The organism is Paraburkholderia terricola, from assembly GCF_900142195.1.
GTDB classification, from domain to species: Bacteria; Pseudomonadota; Gammaproteobacteria; order Burkholderiales; family Burkholderiaceae; genus Paraburkholderia; species Paraburkholderia terricola.
In genome coordinates this window covers 79,706-106,124 of sequence record NZ_FRAB01000015.1, presented here as the reverse complement: position 1 = coordinate 106,124, position 26,419 = coordinate 79,706, and the positions used below count along the sequence as shown (strand labels likewise).

The following is a 26,419-nucleotide window of genomic DNA, read 5'->3' as shown; positions in this document are numbered from 1 at the left end:
ACAAGTTCGCGACCGCATTCGTGATGAAACTGCATATCCTCGCCGTCGGCCACAAGATGCCGGACTGGATCGCCACCGGCTTCGACGAATACGCGAAGCGCATGCCGCCCGAGCTGCGCATCGAGCTGCGCGAGATCAAGCCCGAGCAGCGTTCGTCGGGACGGCCGGCGGAAAGCGTGATGGCCGCCGAGCGGCAGAAGATCGAAGCCGCGTTGCCGAAGAACGCGCGCATCGTCGCGCTCGACGAACGCGGCAAGGACTGGACCACCATGCAGCTTGCGGGCGCCCTGCCCGGCTGGCAGCAGGACGGCCGCGACGTGGCGTTTCTGATCGGCGGCGCCGACGGGCTCGATCCCGATCTGAAGGCGCGCGCCGATATGCTGCTGCGCGTGTCGAGCCTCACCTTGCCGCACGCGATGGTCCGCGTGCTGCTCGCCGAGCAGCTTTACCGTGCGTGGACCATCACGCAAAATCACCCCTATCATCGCGCGTGAGCGAAACGGCTGGCGCCGCGCGGCAGGGCGATCGGCTCGTTGCCTCGTTGCCTCGTTGCCTCGTTGCCTCGTTGCCTCGTTGCCTCGTTGCCTCGTTGCCTCGTTGCCTCGTTGACTTGCGTTGCCGCGCATCTGTGCAAATGCTTATCCCTGCATCAAGCCGTGCGATTACGCACGCGGGTAAGCAGGCAAGCGCGCACGCCTCGCTGAGCGCGCATGCGCCCGCGCGTCGGACTGCGAGCAAGGCTCGCGCGACGCCGCGAGCAACGCGCTCACTCGCAGCTTGACGCCATCCGTTTCATCGAGACCTGTTCATGCCCATGCCCGCCGACTCGCTGCATCCGTTCGTTTATCTCGCCTCCCAAAGTCCGCGCCGCCAGGAGTTGCTGCAACAACTCGGCGTGCGCTTCGAACTGCTGCTGCCGCGTCCCGATGAAGATGCCGAGGCGCTTGAAGTGGAACTGCCCGGCGAGCACGCGCGCGACTACGTGCAGCGCGTGTGCGTCGCCAAGGCGCACGCGGCCCGGGCGCGCCTCGTAGCGGGAGGACATGCCGCACGGCCGATCCTGGTTGCGGATACAACCGTCACGATCGACGACGCGATTCTCGGCAAGCCGGTCGACGCGGACGACGCCGTCACGATGCTCGCGCGCCTCGCCGGACGCGCTCACGAAGTGCTGACGGCCGTTGCCGTGGTGGACGCGCAAGGCGCGCTGCTGCCCGCCGCGCTATCGGTGTCGAAGGTGCGTTTTGCTGCAATGCACGCAGACGCGATCCGTCGCTATGCGGCGAGCGGCGAGCCGCTCGGCAAGGCGGGCGCCTACGGCGTGCAGGGACGCGCCGCCGAGTTCATCGAGCATATCGACGGGTCCTATTCAGGTATCATGGGTTTGCCGCTTTTTGAAACCGCTGCGCTCCTGCGCGCAGCGCGCATCGACTTCTAAAACAACACCATGAATGAAGAAATCCTGATCAATGTCACGCCGCAGGAAACGCGCGTCGCGCTCGTTCAGCAAGGCGCCGTCCAGGAACTTCACGTCGAGCGAACGCTGTCGCGCGGGCGCGTCGGCAACGTCTATCTGGGCAAGGTCGTGCGCGTGTTGCCGGGCATGCAATCGGCTTTCATCGACATCGGTCTCGAACGCGCCGCGTTTTTGCACGTAGCCGATATCTGGCATCCGCGCATTGCCGGCGAACCGCAGCATCAGGCGCCGCATCAGCCGATCGAGAAGATCGTGTTCGAAGGGCAAACGCTGATGGTGCAGGTCGTCAAGGACCCGATCGGCACCAAGGGTGCGCGGCTCTCCACGCAAGTGAGCATTGCCGGGCGCACGCTGGTGTATCTGCCGCAGGAACCGCACATCGGCATCTCGCAGAAGATCGAAAGCGAGGCCGAACGCGAAGCGGTGCGCGCGCGCTTGACCGCAGTGCTGCCCGCCGATGAAAAAGGCGGCTACATCGTACGCACGATCGCCGAAGATGCAAGCAGCGAGGAACTCGCCGGCGACGTCGCGTATCTGCGCAAGACGTGGGCGACGATCATTTCGCAAGGCCAGCGCATGCCGCCCACCAGCCTGCTGTATCAGGATCTGAATCTCGCGCAACGCGTGCTGCGCGATTTCGTCAACGACGAAACGTCGCGCATTCAGGTCGACTCGCGCGAGACGTATCAAATGCTCGCCGACTTCGCCGCGGAATTCACGCCGGCGGTGTCGTCGAAGCTGCATCACTACACCGGCGAGCGGCCGCTCTTCGATCTGTACAACATCGAGGCGGAAATTCAGCGCGCGCTGTCGCGCCGGGTGGAGCTGAAGTCGGGCGGCTATCTCGTGATCGACCAGACCGAAGCGATGACCACCATCGACGTGAACACCGGCGGCTACGTCGGCGCGCGCAACTTCGACGACACGATCTTCAAGACCAATCTCGAAGCCGCGCACACCATCGCTCGGCAATTGCGGCTGCGTAACCTCGGCGGCGTGATCATCATCGACTTCATCGATATGGAAAACGTCGAGCATCGCGACCAGGTGCTGGGCGAATTGAAGAAGGCGTTGTCGCGCGATCGCACGCGCGTGACCGTGAATGGTTTTTCGCAGCTCGGGCTGGTGGAGATGACGCGCAAGCGAACGCGCGAATCGCTCGCGCATGTGCTGTGCGAGCCTTGCCCCGTGTGCCAGGGCAAGGGGCAAGTCAAGACGCCGCGCACCGTGTGCTATGACGTGCTGCGCGAGATCCTGCGCGAATCGCGGCAGTTCAATCCGCGCGAGTTTCGCGTGGTGGCGTCGCAGCAGGTGATCGATCTGTTTCTCGAGGAAGAGTCGCAGCATCTGGCGATGCTGATGGATTTCATCGGCAAGACGGTGTCGTTGCAGGTGGAGTCGAATTTGAGCCAGGAGCAGTACGACATCGTGTTGATGTGAACCGCCATGCATGATCGACCGGCCTGGAATGCGCCAAGGGTGGCCACCGGATTCTCGATCGGCGATGTAATTGCCGCAGTCCTTTTATTCCGTTCGAAAGCGCATGCAATTGGCATTCGGGTCGCCCTGGCGATTGACAACAGGGCGCAACAAACGCCTAACAATTTGGCATAAAAGGTCGCGGCCAACCGTCCGCGCGCCGCTTTTTAAGCCCCGCTCAGCGGGGCTTAATTGTTCTGCGAACCGGATCAGTGTCGATGTTTCATCAAATCACGAAGATGATGCTCCCTGAACCACTGGCTTAGCCGCTCCTCATTGCTGGATGCGGCCCAAATCGCAGCGCCACATGCAACGACGACAATCCCCAACAAAATCGCCAACATTGAATCCGACATGGCGGCCTCCTTATCAGGTTGCGACCATGCTTACATTTTAGGCGATGATCAATCGGCAATTTGACGTTGGCAGTTCGCGGAAAATTAACCTAGTCTATTCGTTAGACGCAAATAAATAGAGCCTTCGGCCGAACACGAGGAATGACACGGGAGATATATGAATATCCTTATCGACCAGGATATTGCGCATATCAGTCGCGTGATGCGGCTGTCGTCGTATGGTGAGTTGGGTGATCCTCATCTCTCAACCCATTACTGGCGACAGCGGCTCAACGCGCTCCTCGATTACGACCACCTCACGCAAGCTCAGCTTCGCGCAGTGGATGGCCTGCTATTGGAACTCGACGAACTCACCGACGACAGTCCGTATTAGATCGGTTCGCTCAAACCGATTGCCAGGCAACGACGAGGAGGGATGTGCCATGCACGCCGATCAAGTTCAATACAAGACGTCGACCATCATGCCGCTGGCGCCCATTTCGATACCGGGCTATGCGGCGATGGCCGTGGTGACGCATCGAAACGGCAAGCGGGAGACGTTCGGCATTCTGGGGTACTTTGCGTCCGAGAAGGCGGCCTGTCAGTTCGCTATCGAGTACGCGAAAGCCCGTATCGATGGACGTCGTCGGCCCGTGCCGGGACGCGAAGGCCAACAAGCCGCTACCCCCGCGGCAACGCCGCCTCGATAAACACCGCGCACAACGCTTCCATCCCCTTCGCGTCTTCTTCGTCGAAACGCGCGACGACCGGACTATCCACATCCCATACGCCGATCAGCGTGCCGTCGGGCGCGACGAGCGGCACGACGATTTCCGACTGCGATGCCGAATCGCACGCAATGTGCCCCGGAAACGCGTGCACGTCGCGCACCACTTGCGTCTGCCGGGTTTGCGCGGCCGTGCCGCAGACGCCCTTGCCGAGCGCGATGCGCACGCAGGCCGGCTTGCCCTGGAACGGGCCGACCACCAGTTCCCGGCCGTCGTGAAAGTAGAAGCCGGCCCAGTTCAGATCGCTCAGCGAATGGAACACGAACGCGGAAAAATTCGCGGCGTTGGCGATCCAGTCGGTTTCGCCGGCGAGCAGTGCACGCGCCTGCCCGACCAGTTCTTCGTATTGCGCGGCCTTGGGCAGATGCGTGGTGGAGGAGACTTCGAACATGGCGACGTCCGTGATGAAAGCGAAAAGAGGAACAGCAAGGCCGTGCAGTTTAAATCAAGCGGCCATTTCGTTCAGCACGGGTGCCGATCCTCATTCGACACCGAGAATCACGCTCGATGCCTTGAAAATCGCCGTTGCCGACTGGCCGCTCGCGAGACCCAGGCGTTCCACGCTTTCGTTGGTAATGATCGCCGCGATGCTTGCGCCGCTCGTCCCGCCCGCGCTGATCGTCACTTCGGAATTCACCGCGCCCTTCGTCACCGCGGACACCGTGCCGGCGATGCAATTGCGCGCCGACACCTGGCGCTTCTCCACGTCGACCATCACGATCACCGACGATGCCTTGACCAGCGCGAACGCCTTCTTTCCTGGCGCAAGTCCGAGCGACGTGGCGCTACCGTGTGTGACGATCGAGACGATCTCGAGACCGTCGTCGGTGCGCAGCGTGACTTCGTCGTTCACCGCGCCGCGTTTGACTGCGGTCACTTCGCCGGCGAATTGATTGCGGGCGCTGGTTTGCATGCCGTTCTCCTGGTTTCGTGGTTACCTGGTTGAAGCAGCCTCGCAAAACGCGTTTCGAGGCAAGGGGTCGAACAAGCAAGGCGAGTGTAGCGGACCACTCGCCGCGCGTGGCGGGATCGTGCGAGGCGCGCTATCGCCTCAGTCAACGCCAGTCAGCAGTCAGCCCCGGCCCGTTTCGATCCGCATCGACCACCCCGCCGCGCCGCGCGACACCGTATCATCGTGCCCTGGACCTTCCACGCCGAACCCTATGCCTGTCGCCGTTTTTTCCCGCCTTGCCGCCGCGTTGCCGAGCGCCTGCCGCGCCGCCGCGCTGTGCACCGCCTTCACCGCTCTGGCGACGATCGCCGCCTGCAGCAACCCCTCGTCGCCACGCGACGCGCATGCGCCGCTCGACACCGTCGCGCTCTACCCGATCGCCAATTACGACCAGAACGTCGACCACTGGCTGGAGCCGGATAGCCCGAGCTACGACCGGCCGTTCCTGAGCCCCGCCGAACAGCGGGCGCACTTCAAGGCGCTCCACGCGCGCTACTTCGGCACCGGCACGAGCTCGCCCTCGCCGTGGAATTCCGCTTACGTGACGATGCGCGTGTACCGCCAGCAAGGGGCGGACATCGCCGCGTTGCAAGAGCGCCGCATCGCCAAGTTCGACAACTCCGGCAAGCGCGGCGCGGCCGTCGGCTACGGCGAAAATTTCCGGCCGCACGACAAGGCGTGGATCGACGCCATCGCGCAAAACATGGACGTCGGGCAGTTCACGCAGGAACCCGTCTACCAGCCGGAGCGCCGCGCGATCGCCACGAACAACCTGATGGTGCGCGAGCTGCCGACGACGGACCCGTCGTTCTACGACCACCGTCTGGCCGGCGAAGGCTATCCGTTCGACAATCTGCAAATCTCGGCCGTGCGGCCGGGCACGCCGCTGTACGTATTGGGCGGCAGCGCCGACGGCGCATGGCGCTACGTGCAAACGCCCGACGTGCAAGGCTGGGTGCGCAGCGACGGGCTCGGCATGGCCGACGAGCGCTTCGTCGACAGCTGGCGCGCCGCCGCGGCAAAGTCGCTGGGCGCGGTGACGGTGGCGTCGGCGCCGGTGCGTGACAGCCGCGGCGTATTCCGCTTCGATGCGCCGGCGGGCACGCTGCTGCCGCTCGCACCAATCGCGATCGCCGATTCCCGAGCGGGCAAGGCACCCAGCCCCGACGCCCCCATCGCCCGCAAAGTCCTCGTGCCTGCCCGCGATGCGGACGGCCACGCGCTCATTCGCAGCGCCGAACTCAGCGACGCGCAAATCGCTCCGATGCCGCTCGCCGCCACCCCGCGTCATCTGGCGACGCTGCTCAAAGCGCTGATCGGCCGGCCTTACGGCTGGGGCAACAGCGGGCTCTACAACGACTGCTCGTCGGAATTGCAAAGCATCTTCGCGGCCTTCGGCGTATGGCTGCCGCGCCATTCGTCGACGCAGATGAGCGCCGGGCGCATGACCGATCTATCGGCGTCCACGCCCGCGCAGCGGCTCGATTATCTGGCCGGGCACGGCGAACCGATGCGCACGCTGATCTACATCGGCGGCCACGTGATGCTTTATCTCGGCAACACGACCCGCAACGGCGTCGCGGTGCCGGTGGTCTATCAGGACGTGTGGGGGCTGCGGCCCGCCGACAACAGCCGGCGCGCGGTGATCGGCGGCTCGGTGATCCTGCCGCTGCTGGAACACATCCCCGAGGACGCCGCGCTGCAATCGCTCGCGGCGACGCCGATTTTCCAGATCAGCATCCTCGGTGCGCCGGACGGCGGCGCGGCAACGCCGCCTGACGACGACAATCCGGCCGGCTGAACGCCTCGCCGGTCCTGGACCATGCATGCGGCCAGCCAGGCGCTGCGTCCGCGGCAGGCGGAGACACACGGAACCGCACACCCGTACTCAAAAATATTTTTCCCGGAGTGTCGATTCCACGGCGCGGTGCTCGTCGTAACGTTGAAGACCCGGCTCGCGCAGCCGGTCTTTCACCTCACGAACCTGTTACTTCAAGGAGTCGCCGTCATGTCCAGCCCCGCTGTCAAACCGATCCCCGAAGGCATGCATTCGCTCACGCCCTATCTGGTCTGCGCGAATGCCGCGAACGCCATCGCGTTCTACGTGAAAGCCTTCAATGCCGTCGAACAGTTCCGCCTGCCCGCGCCGGACGGCCGGGTCATGCACGCGTGCCTGAAGATCGGCGACTCCATGCTGATGCTGACCGACGAATGGCCGGAGCATCAAACGTTCGGTCCGAATTCACTGAAAGGCACGCCGGTCACGATTCATCACTATGTGCAGGATGTCGACGCCAGTTTCAGGCAGGCGGTCGAAGCGGGCGCCACGGTGACCCTGCCCGTGACCGACATGTTCTGGGGCGACCGCTACGGTCAGGTGAAAGACCCGTTCGGCCATAGCTGGTCGCTGGCCACGCACAAGCGCGATCTGAGCATGGAAGAGATTCAGGCCGGCATGCGCGACATGCAGTGCGGTCAGCCGTGAACCGCACGCGCCATCCATAAACAGGAGACTCGTCATGCAAAAGATTGCGCCGTGCCTGTGGTGCGACGGCAATGCGGAAGAAGTCGCGCGCTTCTATACGTCGGTGTTTTCCAATTCCCGCATCGCCACCACCCTGCACTACACGGAAGCCGGCCCCGGCCCGGAGGGCGGCGTGCTGGCCGTGACGTTCGAGATCGACGGCCAGGAGTTCATGGCGATGAACGGCGGCCCGGATTACCCGTTCACGCCGGCCATTTCGCTGTTCGTGCACTGCGGCTCGCAACAGGAGGTCGACCACTACTGGGCGAAACTCGGCGAGGGCGGCGCGCCCTGGCAATGCGGCTGGCTTCGGGACAAGTTCGGCGTCTCGTGGCAGATCGCGCCTGACGCCCTCCTCCGCATGCTGCAAGATCCGGACAGGGCGAAAGCGAATCGCGTGATGCAGGCCATGATGACAATGATCAAGCTGGACATCGCGACGCTCGAAGAGGCTTATCGCGGAGGCTGATGCGCCGTTGCGAAACGGCCGTGAAGGCCGGACCGTCATGAAGCGCCATCAGGGCGGCCGGCCACGAGACCGCGATGTTTGATACGATCGGTCTCGACCCATGAACGGCGGGATATGAACGGTGCGCGTCAACCATCAGGCTTTCTTCTACTCGCTGTTCGTCGCGCGCCTCGCCGATCAGATCCTGCTGTTTCTCGTGCCGCTCGTCGTATTTCAAACGACGCACCAGGTCTCGTGGTCGGGCCTCGCGTTCTTTATCGAAACGCTGCCGCGCTACCTGGTGTTTCCCTTCTTCGGCGCTTTATGCGACCGCATTTCGCCGCTCAGGCTGATGCGGGTCAGTCAGACCATACGGGCGCTGGTGTGTTTCGGCGGCGTGCTGGCCTATGCGCTGTTTGGCGGCATCGGCTGGCTGATCGCGCTATCGGCTTTATGCGGCGTGTTGACGAGCCAGGGCCTCGTCGCGCGCGAAGTGATGTTGCCGCGGATCTTCAGCACGCAGCAGTTTCAGCGCGTGCTCGCCTACTCGCAGTTGGCCGATCAATTGGGTTTCGTGCTCGGCCCGATGCTGGCCGCGCTGCTGCTCGGCCTGTGGCGCTGGGAATGGGTGGTCGCCGCAACGGGCGTGCTGTTCCTGCTCGCCGACGGCGCGCTGCTACTGTGGCAACACATGAGCGGCTTTCGCGCCGACGCCCCGCCTTCCGCCGCACCGGGCCACTGGACGTTGCCGTTACGCATCGCGCTGCGCCACGTGCTGGTCCTGCCCGGCCTGAAAAAAATCGTGCTGCTCGCCGCCGCCGAAAATCTGGTGATCGGCGTCACGCTCGCCACCTCGGCGGCGATGGTCACCGGCTTTCACGCGCAATCGGACCGCTACTATGCCGGGCTGCAAACGGCCGGCGCCGTCGCCACTGTGGTGATTCTCCTGGCGATCGCGCGCAACGCGTGGCGGGCCGCGATGTTGGGCCGGGTCGCGTTCGTCTCGATCTGCGCGGGCGGCGTGATCGCCGGCGCGAGCGCGGCGCCGTGGGGCTATGCGCTCGGCTTCTTGCTGATCGTCGGCTTCGACAAGATGTTCAACGTCTACATTCGCAGCGCGCGGCAGAAAATCATTCCGCCGCAGGACTACGGCAAGACCACCGGCGTGATCATCCTGCTGAACAACATGACGCAGCCGCTTGCCGGTCTGCTGGTGGGTGTGTTCTCGGCGCGCACGCAAACCGGTCCGCTGATCGTGGCGCTCACGGTGGCGATGGGCGGCATCGGCGCGGCGGTCTCGGTCGGCTCGGCGTTGCTTCGGCGCAAACGCGCGTTGGTGCTCGGCGAATAGCGCGCATCCGGTTTATTCGAAAGCCGGGCGCTTCACTTCCCTACTCGCTCGCAACGCAGCTAGATCGCCTCGCAGACGACGGCAAACTTCACCAGTTGCGTCGGCCCGAACGCATTGCTAATGGCGACGTCGGCGGCGTCGCGCCCGCGCGCCATCAAGACCCGCCCCGTGCGTGGTGCGTTGTTGCGCGGGTCGAACGTCTGCCAGCATCCGCCGATATACGCCTCGAACCACGCGGCGAAATCCATCGGCGCATAAGGCGGCGGCAGGTTGACATCGCTGATATAGCCGGTGCAATACCGCGCCGGTATGTTCATCGCCCGACATAGCGTGACCGCCAGATGCGCGAAGTCGCGACACACGCCCTTTCTTTCCTGCCAGGCCTGCCATGCTGTCTTGGTGGGCCGCGCGAAGTCGTAGCCGAACACGATATGGTTGTGCGTGTAATCGCAGATCGCATCCACGCGCTCACGGCCGAGCGGCAACTTGCCGAACGTCTGCCATGCGAATTCGGACAACAGGTCGGTCTCGCAGTAGCGGCTGCCCAGCAGAAACACCAGCGTATCGTCAGGGAGTGCTTCGACCGGATGCTGATGCGTAAATGGCGGCCGCGTCTCGGGCACCGACGAGACTTCGAGCACCGCGCTCGTGGAGAGCGCTATCGTGCCCGGCGGCGCCACCAGCCGGCTGCATAGATTGCCGAAGCCGTCCCGATACTGCGTGATCGGCACCGGAGGATGGACCGTCAGCACGTCCGGGCTCAGCACCTCGTGCGCATGCGAGTAGTGCGTGTTCAACATCAACATCATCGGCGTGGGTTGCTCGCAACCATAGACCAGCTCGTAGCCAACGTGCAATTTCATTGCGGCGTCCTCTTCCAGTTGAAACGTGCTCTCAACGAGAGGCTTCCGCTTTCAGCATACACCCGCCATATTGGCTCAGATCATTCATTTGGCGGTGACGTCGCGCGTGTGGAAGTTATCAACAGAAACTGGGAACAAATCTGTGCATAACTGTCCGACAAAATCCGCAACCTGTTGATGCGATTGCCGTTTTTACAGTGACGCCGAAGTTGGGCACGTCACGCGTGCTGCCACGAACGCCGGAAGGCGCCAGCGTGCGTCATTCGCGCAGCGCGCCTGCCGCGGCATCGTCCGCGCCTTGCTGGCCCGCCTGTGCATGGCGGGCTTCCTCGCGCCATTGCTGGCGCGAGCGAACCATTCTGCGCACCGCGAGGCGCGCCATTCTGGTCCAGCCCGATGGCCGCGGGTCCGCGAGCATGCTGAGCGCGCGGGCGTAATCGAGCGTGAGGCCGGGCGTCCACGCCATCGTCGCGGCGCGTTTGCGCAGTTGCGCGGCCACCCACAATTCCGGCGTCGTGACCACGCGCAAAAACGGCCGCCAGCCGCCGAGGCCACCCCACACGCGCGCCGACGCGCCCTCGATCGCCGCCTCGAGCGCACGCGACACGCTGCTCGAACAATTGCGATACGTGAGGTTGTAGGTCGTGTCCTGCCGATAGCTGTCCCAGAAGCGGCGCAGGCGCGCGGGATCGTAATTGCGGATGCGCACCTGAACCGTCGACGGACACCACGCCTTCGCTTCCGTGCGGTAATCGGGCTGGAATACGCCGGGCACGTCGTTCTCGCGCGTGGCGCGCAACAGCCGCGCGAAGTCGTCGGGCGAACGATCGATTTCGACGCCCGGATACAGGCTGATATAGATGCCCTCGGGCGATTCGAGCGCCGCGTGTCCGGTCGAAATCACGCCGTTGCGATCCACGGCCGCGATATAGCGATCGACGATCGGCTGCCGCCGCGCCTCGCCTTTCGCCGAACCCACCGGCGTCCATACGTGCACGGTCAGCGCGGCTTCGTCGGGGGCGGGCGGACCGTCCCATTCGACTGCGGCCAGCCGGCCGGGAGCCGCCGCGCCTGCCGCGGAACTCGCGACATCGGCTTCGGCATCACCGGACGCCACCGCCGGATTCGACGCGAGACGCCGCACGCGCGTGCTCAGCAAGAGCAGATTCCAGCCGCCGAACATCAGGCCGAGCCCGAGGCAGTAGGGCACGGTGCCGACATAGTGAGTCGGATACGGCTGATAGAAGAAAATCGCCAGCGCGATTTCGACGACGCCGCCGATCACCGCGAGCTTCCACGTGCGGTAACGCACCACTCTGGCGGAGACGATTTGCAGCAGTCCGTCGGCGAGAAACAGCGTGCCGAAGATCATCGACAGAATGAAGTGGCCGTGATGATGGCCGGCGAGTATCAGCGCCGCCGCGAAGCAGAACGCGAGTCCCTTCACGTAGCGCAGCGTGCGTTGCCCGCCCATGCCCGTCCAGGCGACCGCCAGCGTGGCGAGCCCTTCGAGCAGCAGTAAAAATGCAAACGGCATGATGGGGAAATAGAGCGCGCCGTCGAGCGCGTCGATGAACACCACCATGCCGAGCAGCAGGCTCACGCAGCCGATGCGCTGCAACGAGCGCCAGCGCGTGCGCAGATAATCGACGCCGAGCAGAATCATGACCAGACGAACCATCGCAAAGCCTCCTCGGGCAACGCGTTGTCCCGACCGCAATCTTCACACATTCACGATAACGTCGCTCAACGCACCGGCGCGTCGAGGACAGTCGCGGCTCAGGCCGCCGCGGCTTGCGGCATCGCCTCGCCCTGTTCGCCGCCCAACGCGTCGAGCAGATCACCGAGCATGCGGTCGAGTTCGGCGGTCATCAGCGTGAGGTCGGAATCGAAGCGCTCGTCGTCGTTCTGCGCGGTGGAGTCGCCCGCTTCCTTCAACACGTCGAGCGGCGCGATGCGCTTGATCGTGAGCGACGGCGTCAGCACGAACGACACGCGGTCGTTCCACGTCATCGCGAGCCGCATGCATTGCTTGCCGGCTTCGATATGACGGCGCATATCCTCGGCGTCGAGAGCGTGTCCCACGTAACGCACGGTCGCGTTGCCCTCGGCGGGCGAACGCAACTCGGTGTCCTGGTCGAGCGTGAAGCCCGCGGGACCTTCGCCGGCGACGAGCCACCCGGTCATCGCCGCGACCGGCGATTGCGTGACGCGCACCGTGCCGAGCGGCAACTGATCGATCGATTTGACGAGCAGGCCGCGCACTTCGTCGGCGACGGCTTGCGAGGCCGCGTCGATCACGAGCCAGCCGCTTTTCGTGTCGATCCACACGCGCGTGTCGCGGCGAATGCTGAAGGCGCGCGGCAGCAGTTCGTCCGTGACCTGCTCCTTGAGTTCGCGCATCTGCTTGCGGCCGGGTTTGAAGCCTTGCTGCTCTTCGAGATCGGCGGCGCGCGCCTTGGTCACCTGCGTGACGACCGAGGCAGGCAGCAGTTTCTTTTCGGTGCGAAACGTCAGCAGCATCTGGCCATTGAGCGAGTACACCAGCGATTCGTTATCGCGCGGCGAGGCCCAGCCGTGGCTTTGCATTTCGACGCTGTTGCCGGGTGCGAACGCGTGCGGCGCGAGCCATTTCTCCATTTGTGCGGGGGTGACGGACCACGGAGCGGGAAGACGGTGCAACTGAAGGTTTTTGAACCACATGGCGGGGTTGTTTATGGGCAAGGCGGGCCATTTTATATGACGGCGGGCGGGGCGGCGTCGATGGGGTGTGGTGGGCGACGAGTCCCGCGTTGGCATCGCCGTTAGCCCCCCTCTCGCCGGCATCCGCGCGCTCGGCCGTCGACGGTTCGTCGGCCCTGAATCCCGTGCGGTTGAGCAGCATCAGCGTGGCCACCAGCGAAACGGCCGCATACAGCGCGGACGACACGGCCACGCCGACGATGCTGCCGGTCGTGTTCAGCAACCATTGCGCGCACGGCGGCGTTGCGCCGCCGACGAGCAGCGAACACATCTGATAAGCGAGCGACAGCCCGGTATAGCGCACGTTGGCGGGAAACGCGCGCGAGGATGCCGGCGATCGCGCCGTAGAACATCGCGTGCGGGATCGTGGCGAGGCACATGCCGAGCAACGCGAGCCATTTTCAAACCAAACCCGAAAATCCTTCAAACACCAGCCCGATTATCAAACCTTGCCGTTCACCAGAGAATGCGCGTCGTCCCAACCCACTTCTCTGGAACACGTCATGCCCCCTCTCCTCTCCACCCGGTTGGCCCATCTCGCGCTGATCGCTGCAAGCCTCGCTGGCGCGATGAACGCCCACGCCGCGAGCGACGACGCACTGCCCGCGCCACGCCATCTCGCCATGCATGCCGCTTCGGAAAAGAGCGCCGCGGTCGCACTGGCCGCGCGCCGCTACGCCGCGTTCTGGAACACCGGCGACGAGGCCTATGCGAAGCTCGCGCTGTCGCCCGCGTTCATCGACCGCACCTTGCCTGACGGACGGCCGCAAGGTCCCGAGGGTCCGTTGCAGGCGTCGAAGGGATTTCGCGCGGCCGTGCCCGACCTGCGCGCCGACATCGACGACCTCGTGGTGGCAGGCGACCGCGCGTCGGTTCATCTGCATTTTCGCGGACACTTCACCGGCCGGTTCCAGAACCTCGAAGGCCACGGCGAAACCATCGACTTCCAGGCTTTCGACCTCTATCGCGTGAAAGACGGCCGCATCGTCGAGAACTGGCACCTCGAGGACAACCTGACGCTGCTAAAGCAACTGGGCGCGATCAAGCCATAGTGGTTTCGCCGCATCGGACCTGGGGCGCGCTTCGCGCTGAAATCGCCTAGACTTTTTGACAGGCGTGCCGCGGAAATCGATCGCCAGCACCGTGACGGACCGACGATGATGTCCATCGGCCACGCGCTAGCAGCGCACACGTCATCCGCACGGCTCGCACGGAGATAAGCCATGTCCGATAACCCAGCCACCTGGCAGATGGTCGAGTACGAAGGATTCGAAATCCACGTATCGCCCCGGCCGAAGCAACCCGATGACGGCCGCTTCACCTACATCGGCTATGTGTGCCACCCCGGCGCGGACCCGGCGATTCCGGGTCACGCGGTGCCGTTTCATGCCGACGGCGAAGAGTCGTTCGCCAGCATCGAGGACGCGTGCTACGAAGCCGTGCATGCGGGGCGCAGCATCGTCGACGGCACGCACCCGGACCTGTCGGTGCTCTCGCTGGTGACCGGCGGCGTGTAGCGGGCGAACGCGCCGCCCGTCGCGGAACCGGAAGGCGTTCAGTCGGCGGCAGCCGGCACGGGTGGCCGGCCGCGAGGGGAAATCCGCCGCGCCAGCGTCAGCATGCGCTGGTTCGCGCTCTCGGGCGCGAAGGTCGCCACTTTCCTGTGTGCACGACGCACCAGCGTTTGACGCAATTCGGTATCCGTTTGCAGGCGCTCGATCGCGCGAGCCAGTGCGTCCACGTCGCCCGGCGGCACCAGCAAGCCGGCCTTGCCCCCTTCGAGCAGGTCGCGCGGACCGGTCGGGCAATCGGTCGAAATCACCGGCGTGCCGAGCGCCATCGCCTCGCCCAGCACCATGCCGAAGCCCTCGTAGCGGCTGCTCAGGATCAGCATTTCCGCCGCGCGGATATAGGGAAACGGATTCGCGCGGAAACCCAGAAAGTGCACCGACTCGCGTATGCCGAGTTCTCGCGCGAGTTCCTCCAGCGCGGCGCGGTCGCGGCCCTCGCCGATCAGCACGAGGTCGACCGGACGCAGCCGCTTGGCGCGATGCTGCGCGAACGCGCGCAGCAGGGTCTTGTGGTCTTTTTGCCCTTCGTCGAGCCGGGCCACCGAGACGATGAACGACTCCGCCGGCCGCTCGATCGACGGACGCGCCTTCAGCCGCAGCGATTCCACGTCGATCACATTGGGGAGTTCCGCCACATGCGAACGCTGGCCGGCGAACAGGTCGCGCGCCTCGCGCAACATGTCGGGCGTGAGAACCGCAATCGCGTCGTAGCGCGCATAGTGTCTGACACGGCGAGCGACATAGCGCCTGCTCTTGCCGCCAAGGCGCGTGGCAAGACTGAAGTGACTGACGCCGAACCACGGCACGCCGTACTTGCCCGCAAGATGCCGCAACGAAAAGTCGAAGTCGCAGACCATCTCATGGCCGCCCGCCAGGCGGCGAAAGCGGTTCGCGGCGAGCGGCCGGATCAGACAGTAGGTCAGCGCCTTGTGCAACAGCTTGAGCGGCACACTCAGTTTCCGTTGGCGCTGGGCGCCGTGCAACGCGTACATCCACCGCGACGACGCCAGCACGTGAACAGGCACGTCGTCGGGAATGCCCTGCGCGCGCCAGAACGCCAGTTCCTCGGTCGGATAAGTGACCGAAAGGCTCGGCGCAAAGAGCCGCCGGTCGAGCACCTTGAGCCAGGCGAGCAAGGATGTCTCCGTGCCGCCCTTGCCGAAGTCGTTGATGTGAAACAGGATGCGGCGCGGCGGATCGATCTGATCCGGGCCATCGTCTTCACTCTCGTATTTCATGCTGTGCCCCGCATCCTGACCGGATGAATTCAACGGTGATGAACCGGGTCGCGCGCCCGGCCGCTATCGGGACGCCCCGCGAAATACGTCGCGCGACGCGGGCCCCGCCGCGGTGCCCTGGCCGCCGCGCCGCTGCGCGCTGCCCAGCAACAGACCGGCGAACGACCAGAACGCCAGCATGGTGGTTTGCCACATGAAGTCGTCGGTCGTGTTCTTGGCGATCATGCCGGCCACCAGCGCGATGCCGGCCGCGCACAACCAGGGGTCGCCGCCTCGCGTGCGCCAGAACGCGCCCACGAGCCACAGCAGCAACACCGTCTCGAGGACGACGCCCACCACGCCCGTCTGCAGCCAGGTGTTCATGAACAGGTTATGGGCATGCGTGAGGGCCTGCGGTTCGATCGCCAGCAGGTTCTGCGGCATCTCGTTGCGGTACACCATGCCCGGCAACGGTTTGCCGAAGCCGACGCCGATCCACTTGTGACGCTTCGCTTCCGAGGTGTAGAACGCCCACAGCTTCGGGCGCGTATCGGCAGACACCGTGTCGCCGATACTCGAAAACGCCTGGGGAAGCGGAACCTGATGGCCCTCGATGGCGATATCGCGTGTGGCCGCCGCGCCCTGCGCGTCGCTCAAACGCAGCCGCGCGCTGTACTCGAGCGTGCCGACGGTCGCCACCCCGACCACCACGAACGCAAGCAGCGCAAGCACGATATGCCGCCGATACAGCGGAAACAGCGCCACCAGCAGCGTGGCCGCCGCGGCCGGCCAGAAGAAGCGATTGAGCGTGGCGAGTCCGATGAACAGGCAAAACACGAGACCGGCCACGCCCACGGGCCACCACCGCGGACGCAACAGGACACCGCAGAACAAGGCGATCGCGAACACCGCGAGCGTGCTGGTGTGACCGACGCGATTATAAAAATGCAGCGGAAACGTACTCGGCGTGGGCGGCTGCAAATGCCCCCAGTAGACCGCGCTGATCCCGACGAGCAGCACGCATGCGATCCAGTTGATCATGACGAAGCGGTTGACGTGCGGGGTCTTCGTGCCGAGTAGCCAGAAACCCCAGAACGACACCAGCGGATAGAGCACTTCATCGCACCATGCGTGGATGCTGACCGCCGGATAAGCGGACCACGCGACGGACGCAAGTCCCCATGAGGCCCAGCCGGCGATCGGCAGGAACAGCGGCCAACGCCACATGGGCGGACGCTCGGACGAGCACGCCGCCGCGAGCGTACCGAGCGCCAGCAGGGCGAGTGCGTTGAACACGATAGCCGTCATATGGCCGAACATCACCGCGAACAGGATGACCGGACACGCAATCCACAAAACGCGCTCGACGCGCGCGAACGTGTTAGTCATTAAGCTCCCATCAAAACATTGTGTAATGCGCGGTACACCGATTCCACCGAAATGCGGCCCATGCAGTCCGCGTGGTCGCCGTTCCATGCGACGCAGGTGGTCGAATCGCGGTCGCACCGCCGAACCCATGCAATCTCGCGCCGAAAGATAAACGGCTGATCGCGGCATGGCATCTCCGCAATCGTAACCGGCTGGAACGGCACTTCGCTCCAGTAATCGCCCGCGCCGTGAATCCGTGCGTTGCCGGGACCGAACAGCGCAACCGTCGGCACGCCGACGAGGCGGCCTAGATGCGCGACGCCGGTGTCGGGACACACGACCGCTTTCGCCCCGGCGAACAGATGCCAGAGTTCGCCGAGGCCGAGCCGTCCCGCGAGATTGGGATGACCGGGATCGGGGTCGATGTCGCGGATCAATTCGGCCTCCCCGGGACCGCCGCTCCAGACCGGCATGCAGCCGAGCGCCGCGATGCGCTCAGCAAGCTCGCGCCAGCGCGCGTCGGGCCAGCGCTTCACCGCGGTGCTCGCGCCCGGATGCAGGACGACGTAAGGCCGCGTAAGCAGATCGGCATCGGGCAATGCCGCGTGCCGGGGCGCGGGCCAATCGGACGGCCGATAACGCGCCGGCGGCGGCCCGTCCACCAGTTCGGCCGCAAGATCGGCCCACGCGGCCGGCGTTGCCGGATACGCGACCGGCTCATCGACCGGCCAGTTTTTCCACGCGGGCGCGTCGCCGGCGTGAGCGACGATCCAGCGGCAACCGGCGCCCATGGCAAGCCAGCTGTGCCGATTGTCCCCCAGCACGAAGCCGAGGTCGTACGGTCCTGAATCGAGCATCCCCTTGACCGTCGCGACGTCGCGCGGGTCGAACGGCAAAGCGATCACACCGAAAGGGCGCCCCGCATAAAGCGGCACGATCGCCTTCGGACAGGCGAGCACGAGTTCGGCATTCGGATAGCGGACGCGCAGCTTGGCAAGCAGCGGTGTTAGCAGCAACGTATCGCCGAGCAGGAGATGGTGCGCAACGAGAATACGCTGCACGGAAGCCGGCTTGCGACGCCACGGTTTCAGCGCGAAGCGCGGAAGCGCACGCCCGAAGATGCGAATACGCCCGGATAGTCGGCTCATCGCGTGACCGGCGCGTTTATTCCGTTTATTCCGTTTGTTCCGACCGCAAACGGGCTATGCGCCGGCCGACTCGAGGTCGTGTTCCCCATGAAGAATCTCCAACGGTATTCTTGTCGTTGACTTCCGCTCCCATGCCTTCGAACCGCACACGGCACCACCGGAGCAGTCAGACGCTGCGCGCCTTGCGGCACCCGCCGAATCACCCCGACATTGGAAGCGCAGTGAAGACAATTGAGTAGTCGGTCAGGGCTGAGACCCATGCTTTTATAACCCGAAACTATATCATGCACGATGGCTGGAACGTAGAACCGGCGCGGCTTGGCGCGACCATGACGGGTGCGCGCCAAGCCCCCGCCGCCGCGCGCATGCGCTGTCAATTTGCGCCGCGGATATACGTTGCCAGCGCAAGTAAGGCGTCGGCGTGGCCGGCGACGCTCGTGTCGTAAAGCACGGCGTCGCGAGCCAGTTCCGACTGCCATCGCGGTTGGGATTGCTGAATCGTGAGCCGCCCTCGCACCGCGCGCTCGAGCGTCGCGCGCAAGTCGGCGACATCGCCCGCAGCGAACACGAACTTGGCGTGCGGCGCGATCGCATCGCAGCACCCGACGCTCGCCGGCAGAATCACCGGCGTCCCGCACATGGCCGACTCCACACCGACCAGCCCGAACGGCTCGTATTTCGACGCGAGAATCGTGAAATCGGCGGCGCGGTAGCCGTCCTCGATATCTTTCACGTAGCCGATGTAGCGCACCCGCGCGGAGGTGTGCTCGGGCGGCCGTCCCGCGACCGCGAGCACCACCGGCAAGGCGGTGTCGCGCAAGGCGGCTTCGATCAGCGGCAAGCCCTTGCGCTCATGACTGCTGGACGGAAAGAGCAGCACGATCTCATGGTCGGCGAATCCGAACCTGCGGCGCAGCGCCATGCGTTGGGCCGCGTCGATCGGGGCGAAGCGCGCGCCGTCGACCGGCGGGTACAGCACGCGGATTTTCTGCTCATCCACGCCATACAGTTCGCGCAACTCATCGTGCATCAACTGGGAGTGCGCGACGATCACGCTCGCCCGTTCGTACTGGCGCCGCTCCAGCGCGATCTGCCAGCGGTCCGAACGCTTTGGCGCACGTCCGGTGGCGCGCAGAAAGCCGAGGTGCGTGCCGCCGCAAATCGCAATCTCGGACGAGTCGACGCGGTTGCAGCCGATCAGCACGTCGACGCCGGCCGCGCGGCGCGCCCGGCGCAGCCGCCACGAAAACCAGCGCTCGCGCAGCTTGCCCGGCAGAAACGACACGCGGATACGATGCGGCTCGACCATGCGCGCCTCCGGCAACGACATGTCGAAGCGGCGCGCAAAGAACGCCAGTTCGATGCCGGCAGCGGCAAAGCCCCGCACCAGGTCCATTGCATACCGCTCGAGGCCGCCGCTGTGTTTCAGCGCATTACTGGACACTCCGATTTTCATCATGCAAAGAAACGCGCGAGGGGCGCCGGGGAAATGTGGATTGAATGCCGCGAGCCCGAAGCGAGGCTGGCTTTATCCCGCGACACGCCGCATGTCGGCCGCGCGGGTCGATAGTGGCCCGACACGCTCACGCCGCGTTCTGCTGGAACTGGATGCGGTGCAGATGCGCATAGAGCCCGTCTTTTGCCAGCAGTTCACGATGACTGCCGCTCTCGACGATGCGCCCCGCCTCCATCACCAGAATGCGGTTGGCGCGCTCGATGGTCGACAAGCGGTGCGCGATGACGAGCGTCGTGCGCCCTTTCATCAGCGTTTCCAGCGCCGCCTGCACGTGGCGTTCGGACTCGGAATCCAGCGCCGAGGTGGCTTCGTCGAGGATCAGGATCGGCGCGTCCTTGTAGATCGCGCGCGCGATCGCCAGGCGCTGCCGCTGACCGCCCGAGAGCATCATGCCGTTGTCGCCGACCAGCGTCTCGATACCGCTGGGCATCGCCTCGACGGTGTCCCACAGGTTGGCCGCGCGCAACGCCGCCTCGACCTTTGCCGGATCGGCTGTCTGGCCATACGCGACGTTGTTGGCGACGGTGTCGTTGAACAGCACGACGTCCTGGCTCACCATCGCGATCTGGCTGCGCAGCGCGTGCAGGCCGTATTCCGGCAGCGCCACGCCGTCGACCAGAATCTCGCCGCCGGTCGGATCGAAAAAGCGCGGCAGCAGATTGACCAGCGTGGTCTTGCCGCTGCCGGACGGGCCCGCGAGCGCCACCATCTCGCCCGGCGCGACCTTGAACGACACCTTGTCGAGCGTGTGGCGCTTGTGCGTGGCATTGCTGCCGTAGCTGAACGACACCTCGCGGAATTCGACCTCGCCGCGCGCGCGTTCGAGCGTCTTGCCGCCGCCGGCCGGTTCCGAGGGTTCGTCGATCAGGCCGAAGATCAGCTCGCACGCCGTCATGCCGCGTTGCAGCGGCTGGTTCACGTCCATCAGATGCTTCAGCGGCGAGATGATCAGCAGCATCGACGTGACGAACGCGACAAAGCCGCCGACCGTGGTCTGGTCCGACGACGACTGCACCACCGCGATCGTGATCACGACGGCAAGCGCGATCGACGCGAGGAACTGCGTCAACGGTTGCGCGAGGCCGCCCGAGACCGTCATGCGCATCGCGTAGCCGCGCAGGCGCTTGCTCATCGACGTGAAGCGGTCGATCTCGTACTGCTCGCCGTTGTGCACCTTGACGACCTTGTAGCCGCCCACCGTCTCCTCGACGATGTACGACAGCTCGTTGGTGAGCATTTGATGCTCGCGGTTCAGGCGCCGCAAGCGGCGGTTGATCTTGCTCACCAGCCAGCCGATGCCCGGCAGCAGCACCGCGACGATCAGCGTCAGACGCCAGTTCAGATAGAACAGATAGCCGAGCAGGAACAGCACCGTCAGCGAATCGCGCACCAGCGTGACGAGCACGCTCAGCAGCACGTTGAGGATCTGATTGACCTCGAAGACGATCGCATTGATGACCGTGCTCGCGGTTTCGCGCTGGAAGAACGAGACGCCGGTGTGAATCATCCGGTCGAACATCTTCAGGCGCAGTTCGAGCAGGATCTTGTTCGACACGTAGGCGAGCAGATAGCCGGATGCGTATTGGGACAGGCCGCGTATCAGCGCGAGGCCGACCACCGCGATCGGCACGAGCCACTTGGCGTTGTCGTTGGCGTGCGCGCCGAAACCCTTGTCCAGCAGCGGCTTGAGGAGCGCGGGAATCGCGGCGTCGGTGCCTGCGCTGACGGCCATTGCGACCACCGCGCCGGTCAGCACCCAGATGAGCGGCTTGATATACGGCCACAAACGCCGCAAGACGACGGCAGGCGACGATGCCTCACCTGAACCGATGGGTTTGCTCAACGTAGGCTTCGCGCTCAAGGAATCCTCTGGGAATGCGGAACGGCAACCGCGCGCTGGGCCGAACGCCTGCCGCGCGGAATATCAAAAAAGAAGCATTGTAAACGCTTGAGGATGACGGCCGCCGATAGGGATCGGCCCGATTGCGCGGATCGGGGGGTGAGGCTTGGCTTCAGTGGCGAGGCTTCGCGCCGGGTGAGCTTTGGCCCTGATGGGGGCTGGCGTGAAGCGTGACGTGGTGTCGGGCCGCGAGCACCAAGGCCCGTGCCCGCGGGCGCCGCGCTGCGTATCGTGCTGTGTCGCGCTGTGTATACTTGCGCCACGCTTGCTCGACTCGCTCCAACGTTCGCCCCTCTCCACGCATTCCAGGTATGCAAGAAACCACCCTCGGCGTCGCCATCATCACCAAAAACGCGGCGGCGCGGCTGGCCGAATGCCTGCAAGCCGTGGCCTTCGCCGATCAGATCGTCGTGATCGACGGCGGCAGCACCGACGGCACCGCCGACATCGCCCGCGCGCACGGCGCCCGCGTGCTCCAACAAACCGACTGGCCGGGCTTCGGCCCGCAAAAGAACCGCGCCGTGGACGCGCTCACCACCCGTTGGATTCTCTCGATCGACGCCGACGAAATCGTCTCGGTGGAACTGGCCTCGGCAATTCGCGCGGCGCTCGCCGCGCCCACCGCCGACGTCTATGCGGTTGATCGCCTGTCGAGCTTTTGCGGTCATTGGATTCATCACAGCGGCTGGTATCCCGACTGGATTCCGCGTCTGTTCAAACGGGGCGCCGCGCGTTTCTCCGACGACCTCGTGCATGAGCGCCTCGTATTCGACACGCCGGCGCAGCGCCTCACCGGCAAGCTGATGCACTACTCCTACGAGGACTTCGAAGGCGTGCTGCGCAAACTCGACGCCTATTCGACAGCCGGCGCGCAACAACGCCATGCGGCGGGCAAGCGCGGCAGTTTCGGCAAGGCGCTCGGGCGCGGCGCCTGGGCGTTCGTGCGGACCTATGTGCTACGGCGCGGGTTTCTGGACGGCCGCGCCGGCTTCATGATCGCGGTGTTCAATGCGGAAACGGTGTACTACCGGTTTTTGAAGCTGGCGCGCCTGGGAAACGACAAGCCCTTGTGAAAGACCGGCTTGGCCCGCTAAGCCGCGCGGGCAAGCCACGTCAATAAACGATCTCGATCGAGCTTCCCGCGAACTCGCCGCGCAAGGCAGCGAGCAATTCGTCGGTCGGCTTCACGCGCCAGGCGTCGCCCAACCGCATGGCGCCTTCAGCGTTCTGGCTGCGATACACCACCTGCACGGCAAGCCCGTTCGGAATCTGCACCGCCTGCCGCTGACGGCCATTGTCACCGCCGCCATATCCGCCACCGTTACGGCCGCCGCCGTTGCCATTGCCGCCGCCGCTTCGCGATGAAGCCGCCGGGGCCGCGGCCGCTTGCGGCTCGTCCTTGTCCGCGCTATGCGCTTCGAGCACGCGCCGCAGCGCCAGCGCGTCCGCGTTGCCGTTCATCTGCACCTTGACGGCCTCGGCGTAACGGCAGCGCGCGCGGCCGAGATCCATCACCGTATCGACGGTGAAGCGGATGCCGCCGGTGAATGCGTCGTTGCGCGCCTGGCCTTGCACGACCAGCAGTTCGTCTTCCCTGAACAACTGCTTGTGCGCTTCGAAGATCTCGTTGAATACCGTCACTTCGCATTGGCCGGTGCCGTCGTCGAGCACGGCGATCAGCATCTTGCCGCGCTGGGTCATCTGCGTGCGCAGCGACGCGATCACACCCGCGACCAGCTTGTCCCGCCCTTCTTTCAATTCGCCGATCTTCTGGCGCACGAAGCGGCGCACCTCGTTCTTGTACGCGTCGAACAGATGGCCCGACAGGTAGAAGCCGAGCGCGGCCTTCTCTTCCTGCAGCTTCTTCTTTTCCGGCCATTCCGGTTCGTCGACCAGTTCGTGACCTTGCGACGGCGCGTCGCCCATGTCGAACAGACCCGCCTGCATGGCGTTAGCGCTCGCCTGCTCGGCCGCTTCCATCGCGAGCGAAACGGATGCGATCAGTTGCGCGCGATTCGCATGCAAGGTGTCGAACGCGCCGGCGCGAATCAATGCTTCCACCGTGCGGCGATTGACGACGCGGCGGTCGACACGGTTGCAGAAATCGAAGATGTCGATGAACGGACCATCTTCGCGCGCACGCAGGATTTCCTCGATCGCATTCTGGCCGCTGCCCTTGATCGCGCCCAGACCGTAGCGGATGGTTTTCGAGCGTTTGCCGTCCGGTTCCGCGACCGGCTCGAAGCGGTACGCCGACAGATTCACGTCCGGCGGCAGCACCGCCATCTTGTTCGCGAGACAGTCCTCGAACAGGATCTTGACCTTCTCCGTGTCGTCCATGGCGAGCGACATATTGGCCGCCATGAATTCCGCCGGATGATGCGCCTTGAGCCAAGCGGTGTAGTACGCCAGCAGCGCATACGCGGCCGCGTGCGACTTATTGAAGCCGTAACCCGCGAACTTCTCCATCAAGTCGAAGATTTCGTCGGCTTTCTCGCCGGTCAGGCCGTTCTTCGCCGCGCCTTCGCGAAACAGCGCGCGGTGCTCGGCCATTTCCTCGGCCTTCTTCTTGCCCATCGCGCGACGCAGCAGGTCGGCGCCGCCCAGCGAGTAGCCGCCGATGATCTGCGCCATCTGCATCACCTGCTCCTGGTAGACCATGATGCCGTAGGTCTCTTTCAGAACAGGTTCCACGCGCGGATCGGGATACTCCACCACTTCGCGGCCGTGCTTGCGGGCGCAGAAGCTCGGGATCAGGTCCATCGGGCCCGGACGGTACAACGCGACGAGCGCGATGATGTCCTCGAAGCGGTCGGGCTGCGCGTCTTTCAGCATGCCTTGCATGCCGCGGCTTTCCAACTGGAACACGGCGACCGTATTCGCTTTCTTCAGGATCGAGAACGACGCGGGATCGTCGAGCGGCACCTGCGCGAGCGACCAGTCTTTCTTCGACGGATCGAGACGGCGGATATAGCGCTCGGCCCAGTCGAGAATGGTCAGCGTGGTGAGACCCAAAAAGTCGAACTTCACGAGGCCGACCGCTTCGACGTCGTCCTTGTCGTACTGGCTGACCACGCCGCTTTCGTCGCCCTGCGTATAGAGCGGGCAGAAATCGGTGAGCTTGCCGGGCGCGATCAGCACGCCGCCCGCGTGCATGCCGACGTTACGCGTCAAGCCTTCCACGCGCTGCGCGAGTTCGAGTAGCTGATGCACTTCGTCTTCGTTGTCGAAGCGCTCCTGCAACAGCGGCTCTTCCTTCATCGCGTCGGCGATGGTGACGTGCTTGCCCGGCTTGAACGGGATCAGCTTGGCGATGCCGTCGGTGAACATGTAGCCCAGATCGAGCACCCGGCCGATGTCGCGCACCGCCGCCTTCGCCGCCATCGTGCCGAAGGTGGCGATCTGCGACACCGCGTCCGCGCCGTACTTTTCCTTCACGTACTGGATCACGCGGTCGCGGCCGTGCTGGCAGAAGTCGATGTCGAAGTCGGGCATCGACACCCGTTCAGGATTCAGGAAACGTTCGAACAGCAGGTTGTAGCGCAGCGGATCGAGGTCGGTCACGCCGAGCGCGTAGGCGACCAGCGAGCCCGCGCCCGAGCCCCGGCCCGGCCCGACCGGCACGCCGTTGTTCTTCGCCCAGTTGATGAAGTCCGCGACGATCAGGAAGTAGCCCGGAAAGCCCATCTTGATGATCGTGCCGCACTCGAATTCGAGGCGCTGGTAATACGTTTCGCGCTGCGCTTCGCGCTCGGCGGGGTCCGGGTACAACTGCTCGAGGCGCTTTTCAAGGCCCTCTTTCGACAGATGCACGAGGTAGTCGTCGAGCGACATGCCGTCGGGCGTGGGAAACAGTGGCAGTTTGGGCTTGCCGAGTTCCAGCGTGAGGTTGCAGCGCTTGGCGATTTCAACGGTATTGGCGAGCGCCGACGGAATGTCCGCGAACAGCGCGGCCATTTCTTGCTGGGTGCGGAAATACTGTTCCGGCGTGAAGCGCTTCTGGCGGCGCGGATTCGCGAGGATGTCGCCTTCGGAAATACACACGCGCGCTTCGTGCGCGGTGAAGTCGTCCGGCGTCATGAACTGCATGGGATGCGTGGCGACCACCGGCAACTTCAGCGCCGCGGCGAGCGTGACGGCCTGCCGCACATACTGCTCGCCGCCCGGCTGGGCGCAACGCTGCAACTCGATATAGAAGCCGCCCGGAAACACCTTCGCCCAATGCAACGCGTTGCGCTTCGCCGCTTCCTCGTTACCCGCGGCGAGCGCGAGACCGATATCGCCCTGCTGGGCGCCCGACAAGGCGAGCAAGCCTTCGCCCAGGCCGGATTCGAGCCAGCCGGCCTCGATTTCGGCGCGGCCGCGATACTGATTCGTGAGCGACGCCTTGCTGAGCAGCTCACACAGATTCAGGTAGCCGCGCCGGTCTTTCACCAGCAGCAGCAAACGGGAAGGCTTGTCGCGGTCGTCGGGATTGGTGATCCAGACGTCGCAGCCGGCAATGGGTTTGACCCCTTTGCCGCGGGCTTCCTTATAGAAACGGACGAGGCCGAACGCGTTGCCGAGATCGGTGAGAGCGAGCGCACCCTGACCGTCTTTGGCAGCCGCCTTGACGATGTCGTCAAGACGCACGATGCCATCGGCAATCGAGAATTCGGAGTGGACGCGGAGATGAACGAAGCGGGGATCTGACATGGGCGACATTGTAACTCCACCATTCCGGAGTTTTCAGGCCAAAAG

At 64.7% G+C, this 26,419-nt stretch carries 23 protein-coding genes and 1 pseudogene; 12 read left to right on the top strand and 12 right to left on the bottom strand.

Features of this window, described 5'->3' with window-relative positions; genetic code table 11:
• Nucleotides 1-23 precede the first annotated feature (23 nt).
• The 5 genes from rlmH (at nucleotide 24) to BUE39_RS15420 (ending at nucleotide 4,001) form a co-directional block, all read left to right on the top strand.
• Nucleotides 24-494 (top strand): 23S rRNA (pseudouridine(1915)-N(3))-methyltransferase RlmH, encoded by a 471-nt coding sequence (gene rlmH, locus BUE39_RS15440; RefSeq protein ID WP_063495252.1) that lies wholly within the window; start codon nucleotides 24-26, stop codon nucleotides 492-494.
• Between the two features lie 314 nt (nucleotides 495-808).
• Nucleotides 809-1,438, top strand: coding sequence for a Maf family protein (locus BUE39_RS15435; RefSeq protein ID WP_073429531.1), 630 nt, complete (start codon nucleotides 809-811; stop codon nucleotides 1,436-1,438).
• Between the two features lie 9 nt (nucleotides 1,439-1,447).
• On the top strand, nucleotides 1,448-2,917 hold the full coding sequence (rng, locus tag BUE39_RS15430; RefSeq protein ID WP_073429530.1) for a ribonuclease G: 1,470 nt from the start codon (nucleotides 1,448-1,450) through the stop codon (nucleotides 2,915-2,917).
• Nucleotides 2,918-3,469: 552 nt separating this feature from the next.
• The gene (locus BUE39_RS15425; protein WP_073429529.1) at nucleotides 3,470-3,685 is read left to right on the top strand and encodes a hypothetical protein; all 216 of its coding nucleotides are present in this window, start codon (nucleotides 3,470-3,472) and stop codon (nucleotides 3,683-3,685) included.
• A 49-nt stretch (nucleotides 3,686-3,734) separates the two neighbouring features.
• Nucleotides 3,735-4,001 carry a hypothetical protein gene (locus tag BUE39_RS15420; protein ID WP_073429528.1) on the top strand — a complete coding sequence of 89 codons (267 nt, stop codon included), beginning with the start codon at nucleotides 3,735-3,737 and terminating at the stop codon, nucleotides 3,999-4,001.
• Here BUE39_RS15420 and BUE39_RS15415 read toward each other — a convergent pair.
• Nucleotides 3,973-4,470, bottom strand: coding sequence for a GAF domain-containing protein (locus BUE39_RS15415; protein WP_073429527.1), 498 nt, complete (start codon nucleotides 4,468-4,470; stop codon nucleotides 3,973-3,975). The two genes, BUE39_RS15420 and BUE39_RS15415, sit on opposite strands and share 29 nt — an antisense overlap.
• 90 nt (nucleotides 4,471-4,560) lie before the next feature.
• Nucleotides 4,561-4,992 (bottom strand): TOBE domain-containing protein, encoded by a 432-nt coding sequence (locus tag BUE39_RS15410; RefSeq protein WP_073429526.1) that lies wholly within the window; start codon nucleotides 4,990-4,992, stop codon nucleotides 4,561-4,563.
• Nucleotides 4,993-5,242: 250 nt separating this feature from the next.
• Here BUE39_RS15410 and BUE39_RS15405 point away from each other — a divergent pair, with 250 nt between their 5' ends.
• From BUE39_RS15405 to BUE39_RS15390, 4 genes are all read left to right on the top strand, one after another.
• Complete coding sequence (locus BUE39_RS15405; protein ID WP_073429525.1) at nucleotides 5,243-6,832, top strand: SH3 domain-containing C40 family peptidase; 1,590 nt, start codon at nucleotides 5,243-5,245, stop codon at nucleotides 6,830-6,832.
• A 207-nt stretch (nucleotides 6,833-7,039) separates the two neighbouring features.
• Entirely contained in the window at nucleotides 7,040-7,516 is a 477-nt protein-coding gene (locus BUE39_RS15400; protein ID WP_073429524.1) for a VOC family protein, read from the top strand.
• 34 nt (nucleotides 7,517-7,550) lie between these two features.
• A complete protein-coding gene (locus BUE39_RS15395; RefSeq protein ID WP_073429523.1) occupies nucleotides 7,551-8,024 on the top strand; it encodes a VOC family protein in 474 nt (157 codons plus the stop codon).
• 121 nt (nucleotides 8,025-8,145) lie between these two features.
• The gene (locus tag BUE39_RS15390) at nucleotides 8,146-9,354 is read left to right on the top strand and encodes an MFS transporter (protein WP_073429522.1); all 1,209 of its coding nucleotides are present in this window, start codon (nucleotides 8,146-8,148) and stop codon (nucleotides 9,352-9,354) included.
• 59 nt (nucleotides 9,355-9,413) lie between these two features.
• Here the strand turns inward: BUE39_RS15390 and BUE39_RS15385 are convergent, their stop codons facing one another.
• The 4 genes and pseudogenes from BUE39_RS15385 to BUE39_RS35475 form a co-directional block, all read right to left on the bottom strand.
• Nucleotides 9,414-10,217 (bottom strand): transglutaminase-like domain-containing protein, encoded by an 804-nt coding sequence (locus BUE39_RS15385; RefSeq protein ID WP_073429521.1) that lies wholly within the window; start codon nucleotides 10,215-10,217, stop codon nucleotides 9,414-9,416.
• Between the two features lie 259 nt (nucleotides 10,218-10,476).
• Entirely contained in the window at nucleotides 10,477-11,898 is a 1,422-nt protein-coding gene (locus BUE39_RS15380) for an HdeD family acid-resistance protein (protein WP_073429520.1), read from the bottom strand.
• A gap of 98 nt (nucleotides 11,899-11,996) precedes the next feature.
• Nucleotides 11,997-12,920, bottom strand: coding sequence for a recombination-associated protein RdgC (locus BUE39_RS15375; protein WP_073429519.1), 924 nt, complete (start codon nucleotides 12,918-12,920; stop codon nucleotides 11,997-11,999).
• 88 nt (nucleotides 12,921-13,008) lie between these two features.
• A pseudogene (locus tag BUE39_RS35475) lies at nucleotides 13,009-13,357 on the bottom strand (MFS transporter); the annotation flags it as partial.
• Nucleotides 13,358-13,462: 105 nt separating this feature from the next.
• Here BUE39_RS35475 and BUE39_RS15365 point away from each other — a divergent pair.
• Together BUE39_RS15365 and BUE39_RS15360 are read left to right on the top strand one after the other, a co-directional pair.
• Nucleotides 13,463-14,011 (top strand): ester cyclase, encoded by a 549-nt coding sequence (locus BUE39_RS15365; RefSeq protein ID WP_073429518.1) that lies wholly within the window; start codon nucleotides 13,463-13,465, stop codon nucleotides 14,009-14,011.
• Nucleotides 14,012-14,182: 171 nt separating this feature from the next.
• The gene (locus tag BUE39_RS15360) at nucleotides 14,183-14,476 is read left to right on the top strand and encodes a hypothetical protein (RefSeq protein ID WP_073429517.1); all 294 of its coding nucleotides are present in this window, start codon (nucleotides 14,183-14,185) and stop codon (nucleotides 14,474-14,476) included.
• A gap of 38 nt (nucleotides 14,477-14,514) precedes the next feature.
• Here the strand turns inward: BUE39_RS15360 and BUE39_RS15355 are convergent, their stop codons facing one another.
• The 5 genes from BUE39_RS15355 to msbA all read right to left on the bottom strand — a co-directional run bounded on the left by BUE39_RS15355 (nucleotide 14,515) and on the right by msbA (nucleotide 21,640).
• Nucleotides 14,515-15,768 carry a glycosyltransferase gene (locus BUE39_RS15355; protein ID WP_073429516.1) on the bottom strand — a complete coding sequence of 418 codons (1,254 nt, stop codon included), beginning with the start codon at nucleotides 15,766-15,768 and terminating at the stop codon, nucleotides 14,515-14,517.
• A 63-nt stretch (nucleotides 15,769-15,831) separates the two neighbouring features.
• Nucleotides 15,832-17,136: an O-antigen ligase family protein gene (locus BUE39_RS15350; RefSeq protein ID WP_073429515.1), complete on the bottom strand. Its 1,305-nt coding sequence runs from the start codon at nucleotides 17,134-17,136 to the stop codon at nucleotides 15,832-15,834.
• Nucleotides 17,136-18,263 (bottom strand): glycosyltransferase family 9 protein, encoded by a 1,128-nt coding sequence (locus tag BUE39_RS15345; protein WP_073429514.1) that lies wholly within the window; start codon nucleotides 18,261-18,263, stop codon nucleotides 17,136-17,138. The genes BUE39_RS15350 and BUE39_RS15345 overlap by 1 nt, the downstream gene beginning before the upstream one ends.
• Nucleotides 18,264-18,636: 373 nt before the next feature.
• Nucleotides 18,637-19,719 carry a glycosyltransferase family 4 protein gene (locus BUE39_RS15340; protein ID WP_073429590.1) on the bottom strand — a complete coding sequence of 361 codons (1,083 nt, stop codon included), beginning with the start codon at nucleotides 19,717-19,719 and terminating at the stop codon, nucleotides 18,637-18,639.
• A gap of 127 nt (nucleotides 19,720-19,846) precedes the next feature.
• Entirely contained in the window at nucleotides 19,847-21,640 is a 1,794-nt protein-coding gene (gene msbA, locus BUE39_RS15335) for a lipid A export permease/ATP-binding protein MsbA (RefSeq protein ID WP_073429513.1), read from the bottom strand.
• Nucleotides 21,641-21,990: 350 nt separating this feature from the next.
• Between msbA and BUE39_RS15330 the strand changes: the two genes are divergently transcribed.
• On the top strand, nucleotides 21,991-22,752 hold the full coding sequence (locus BUE39_RS15330; RefSeq protein ID WP_073429512.1) for a glycosyltransferase family 2 protein: 762 nt from the start codon (nucleotides 21,991-21,993) through the stop codon (nucleotides 22,750-22,752).
• A 40-nt stretch (nucleotides 22,753-22,792) separates the two neighbouring features.
• On the opposite strand, the gene dnaE is transcribed toward BUE39_RS15330, so the two are convergent.
• Nucleotides 22,793-26,383 carry a DNA polymerase III subunit alpha gene (gene dnaE, locus BUE39_RS15325; protein WP_073429511.1) on the bottom strand — a complete coding sequence of 1,197 codons (3,591 nt, stop codon included), beginning with the start codon at nucleotides 26,381-26,383 and terminating at the stop codon, nucleotides 22,793-22,795.
• Nucleotides 26,384-26,419: the final 36 nt, after the last annotated feature.

Coding starts and splice junctions, on each gene's coding strand:
- rlmH (WP_063495252.1), top strand. CDS start 24: ATGAAACTGCATATCCTCGCCGTCGGCCACAAGATGCCGGACTGGATC.
- BUE39_RS15435 (WP_073429531.1), top strand. CDS start 809: ATGCCCATGCCCGCCGACTCGCTGCATCCGTTCGTTTATCTCGCCTCC.
- rng (WP_073429530.1), top strand. CDS start 1,448: ATGAATGAAGAAATCCTGATCAATGTCACGCCGCAGGAAACGCGCGTC.
- BUE39_RS15425 (WP_073429529.1), top strand. CDS start 3,470: ATGAATATCCTTATCGACCAGGATATTGCGCATATCAGTCGCGTGATG.
- BUE39_RS15420 (WP_073429528.1), top strand. CDS start 3,735: ATGCACGCCGATCAAGTTCAATACAAGACGTCGACCATCATGCCGCTG.
- BUE39_RS15415 (WP_073429527.1), bottom strand. CDS start 4,470: ATGTTCGAAGTCTCCTCCACCACGCATCTGCCCAAGGCCGCGCAATAC.
- BUE39_RS15410 (WP_073429526.1), bottom strand. CDS start 4,992: ATGCAAACCAGCGCCCGCAATCAATTCGCCGGCGAAGTGACCGCAGTC.
- BUE39_RS15405 (WP_073429525.1), top strand. CDS start 5,243: ATGCCTGTCGCCGTTTTTTCCCGCCTTGCCGCCGCGTTGCCGAGCGCC.
- BUE39_RS15400 (WP_073429524.1), top strand. CDS start 7,040: ATGTCCAGCCCCGCTGTCAAACCGATCCCCGAAGGCATGCATTCGCTC.
- BUE39_RS15395 (WP_073429523.1), top strand. CDS start 7,551: ATGCAAAAGATTGCGCCGTGCCTGTGGTGCGACGGCAATGCGGAAGAA.
- BUE39_RS15385 (WP_073429521.1), bottom strand. CDS start 10,217: ATGAAATTGCACGTTGGCTACGAGCTGGTCTATGGTTGCGAGCAACCC.
- BUE39_RS15380 (WP_073429520.1), bottom strand. CDS start 11,898: ATGGTTCGTCTGGTCATGATTCTGCTCGGCGTCGATTATCTGCGCACG.
- BUE39_RS15375 (WP_073429519.1), bottom strand. CDS start 12,920: ATGTGGTTCAAAAACCTTCAGTTGCACCGTCTTCCCGCTCCGTGGTCC.
- BUE39_RS15365 (WP_073429518.1), top strand. CDS start 13,463: ATGCCCCCTCTCCTCTCCACCCGGTTGGCCCATCTCGCGCTGATCGCT.
- BUE39_RS15360 (WP_073429517.1), top strand. CDS start 14,183: ATGTCCGATAACCCAGCCACCTGGCAGATGGTCGAGTACGAAGGATTC.
- BUE39_RS15355 (WP_073429516.1), bottom strand. CDS start 15,768: ATGAAATACGAGAGTGAAGACGATGGCCCGGATCAGATCGATCCGCCG.
- BUE39_RS15350 (WP_073429515.1), bottom strand. CDS start 17,136: ATGACTAACACGTTCGCGCGCGTCGAGCGCGTTTTGTGGATTGCGTGT.
- BUE39_RS15345 (WP_073429514.1), bottom strand. CDS start 18,263: ATGAGCCGACTATCCGGGCGTATTCGCATCTTCGGGCGTGCGCTTCCG.
- BUE39_RS15340 (WP_073429590.1), bottom strand. CDS start 19,719: ATGAAAATCGGAGTGTCCAGTAATGCGCTGAAACACAGCGGCGGCCTC.
- BUE39_RS15330 (WP_073429512.1), top strand. CDS start 21,991: ATGCAAGAAACCACCCTCGGCGTCGCCATCATCACCAAAAACGCGGCG.
- dnaE (WP_073429511.1), bottom strand. CDS start 26,383: ATGTCGCCCATGTCAGATCCCCGCTTCGTTCATCTCCGCGTCCACTCC.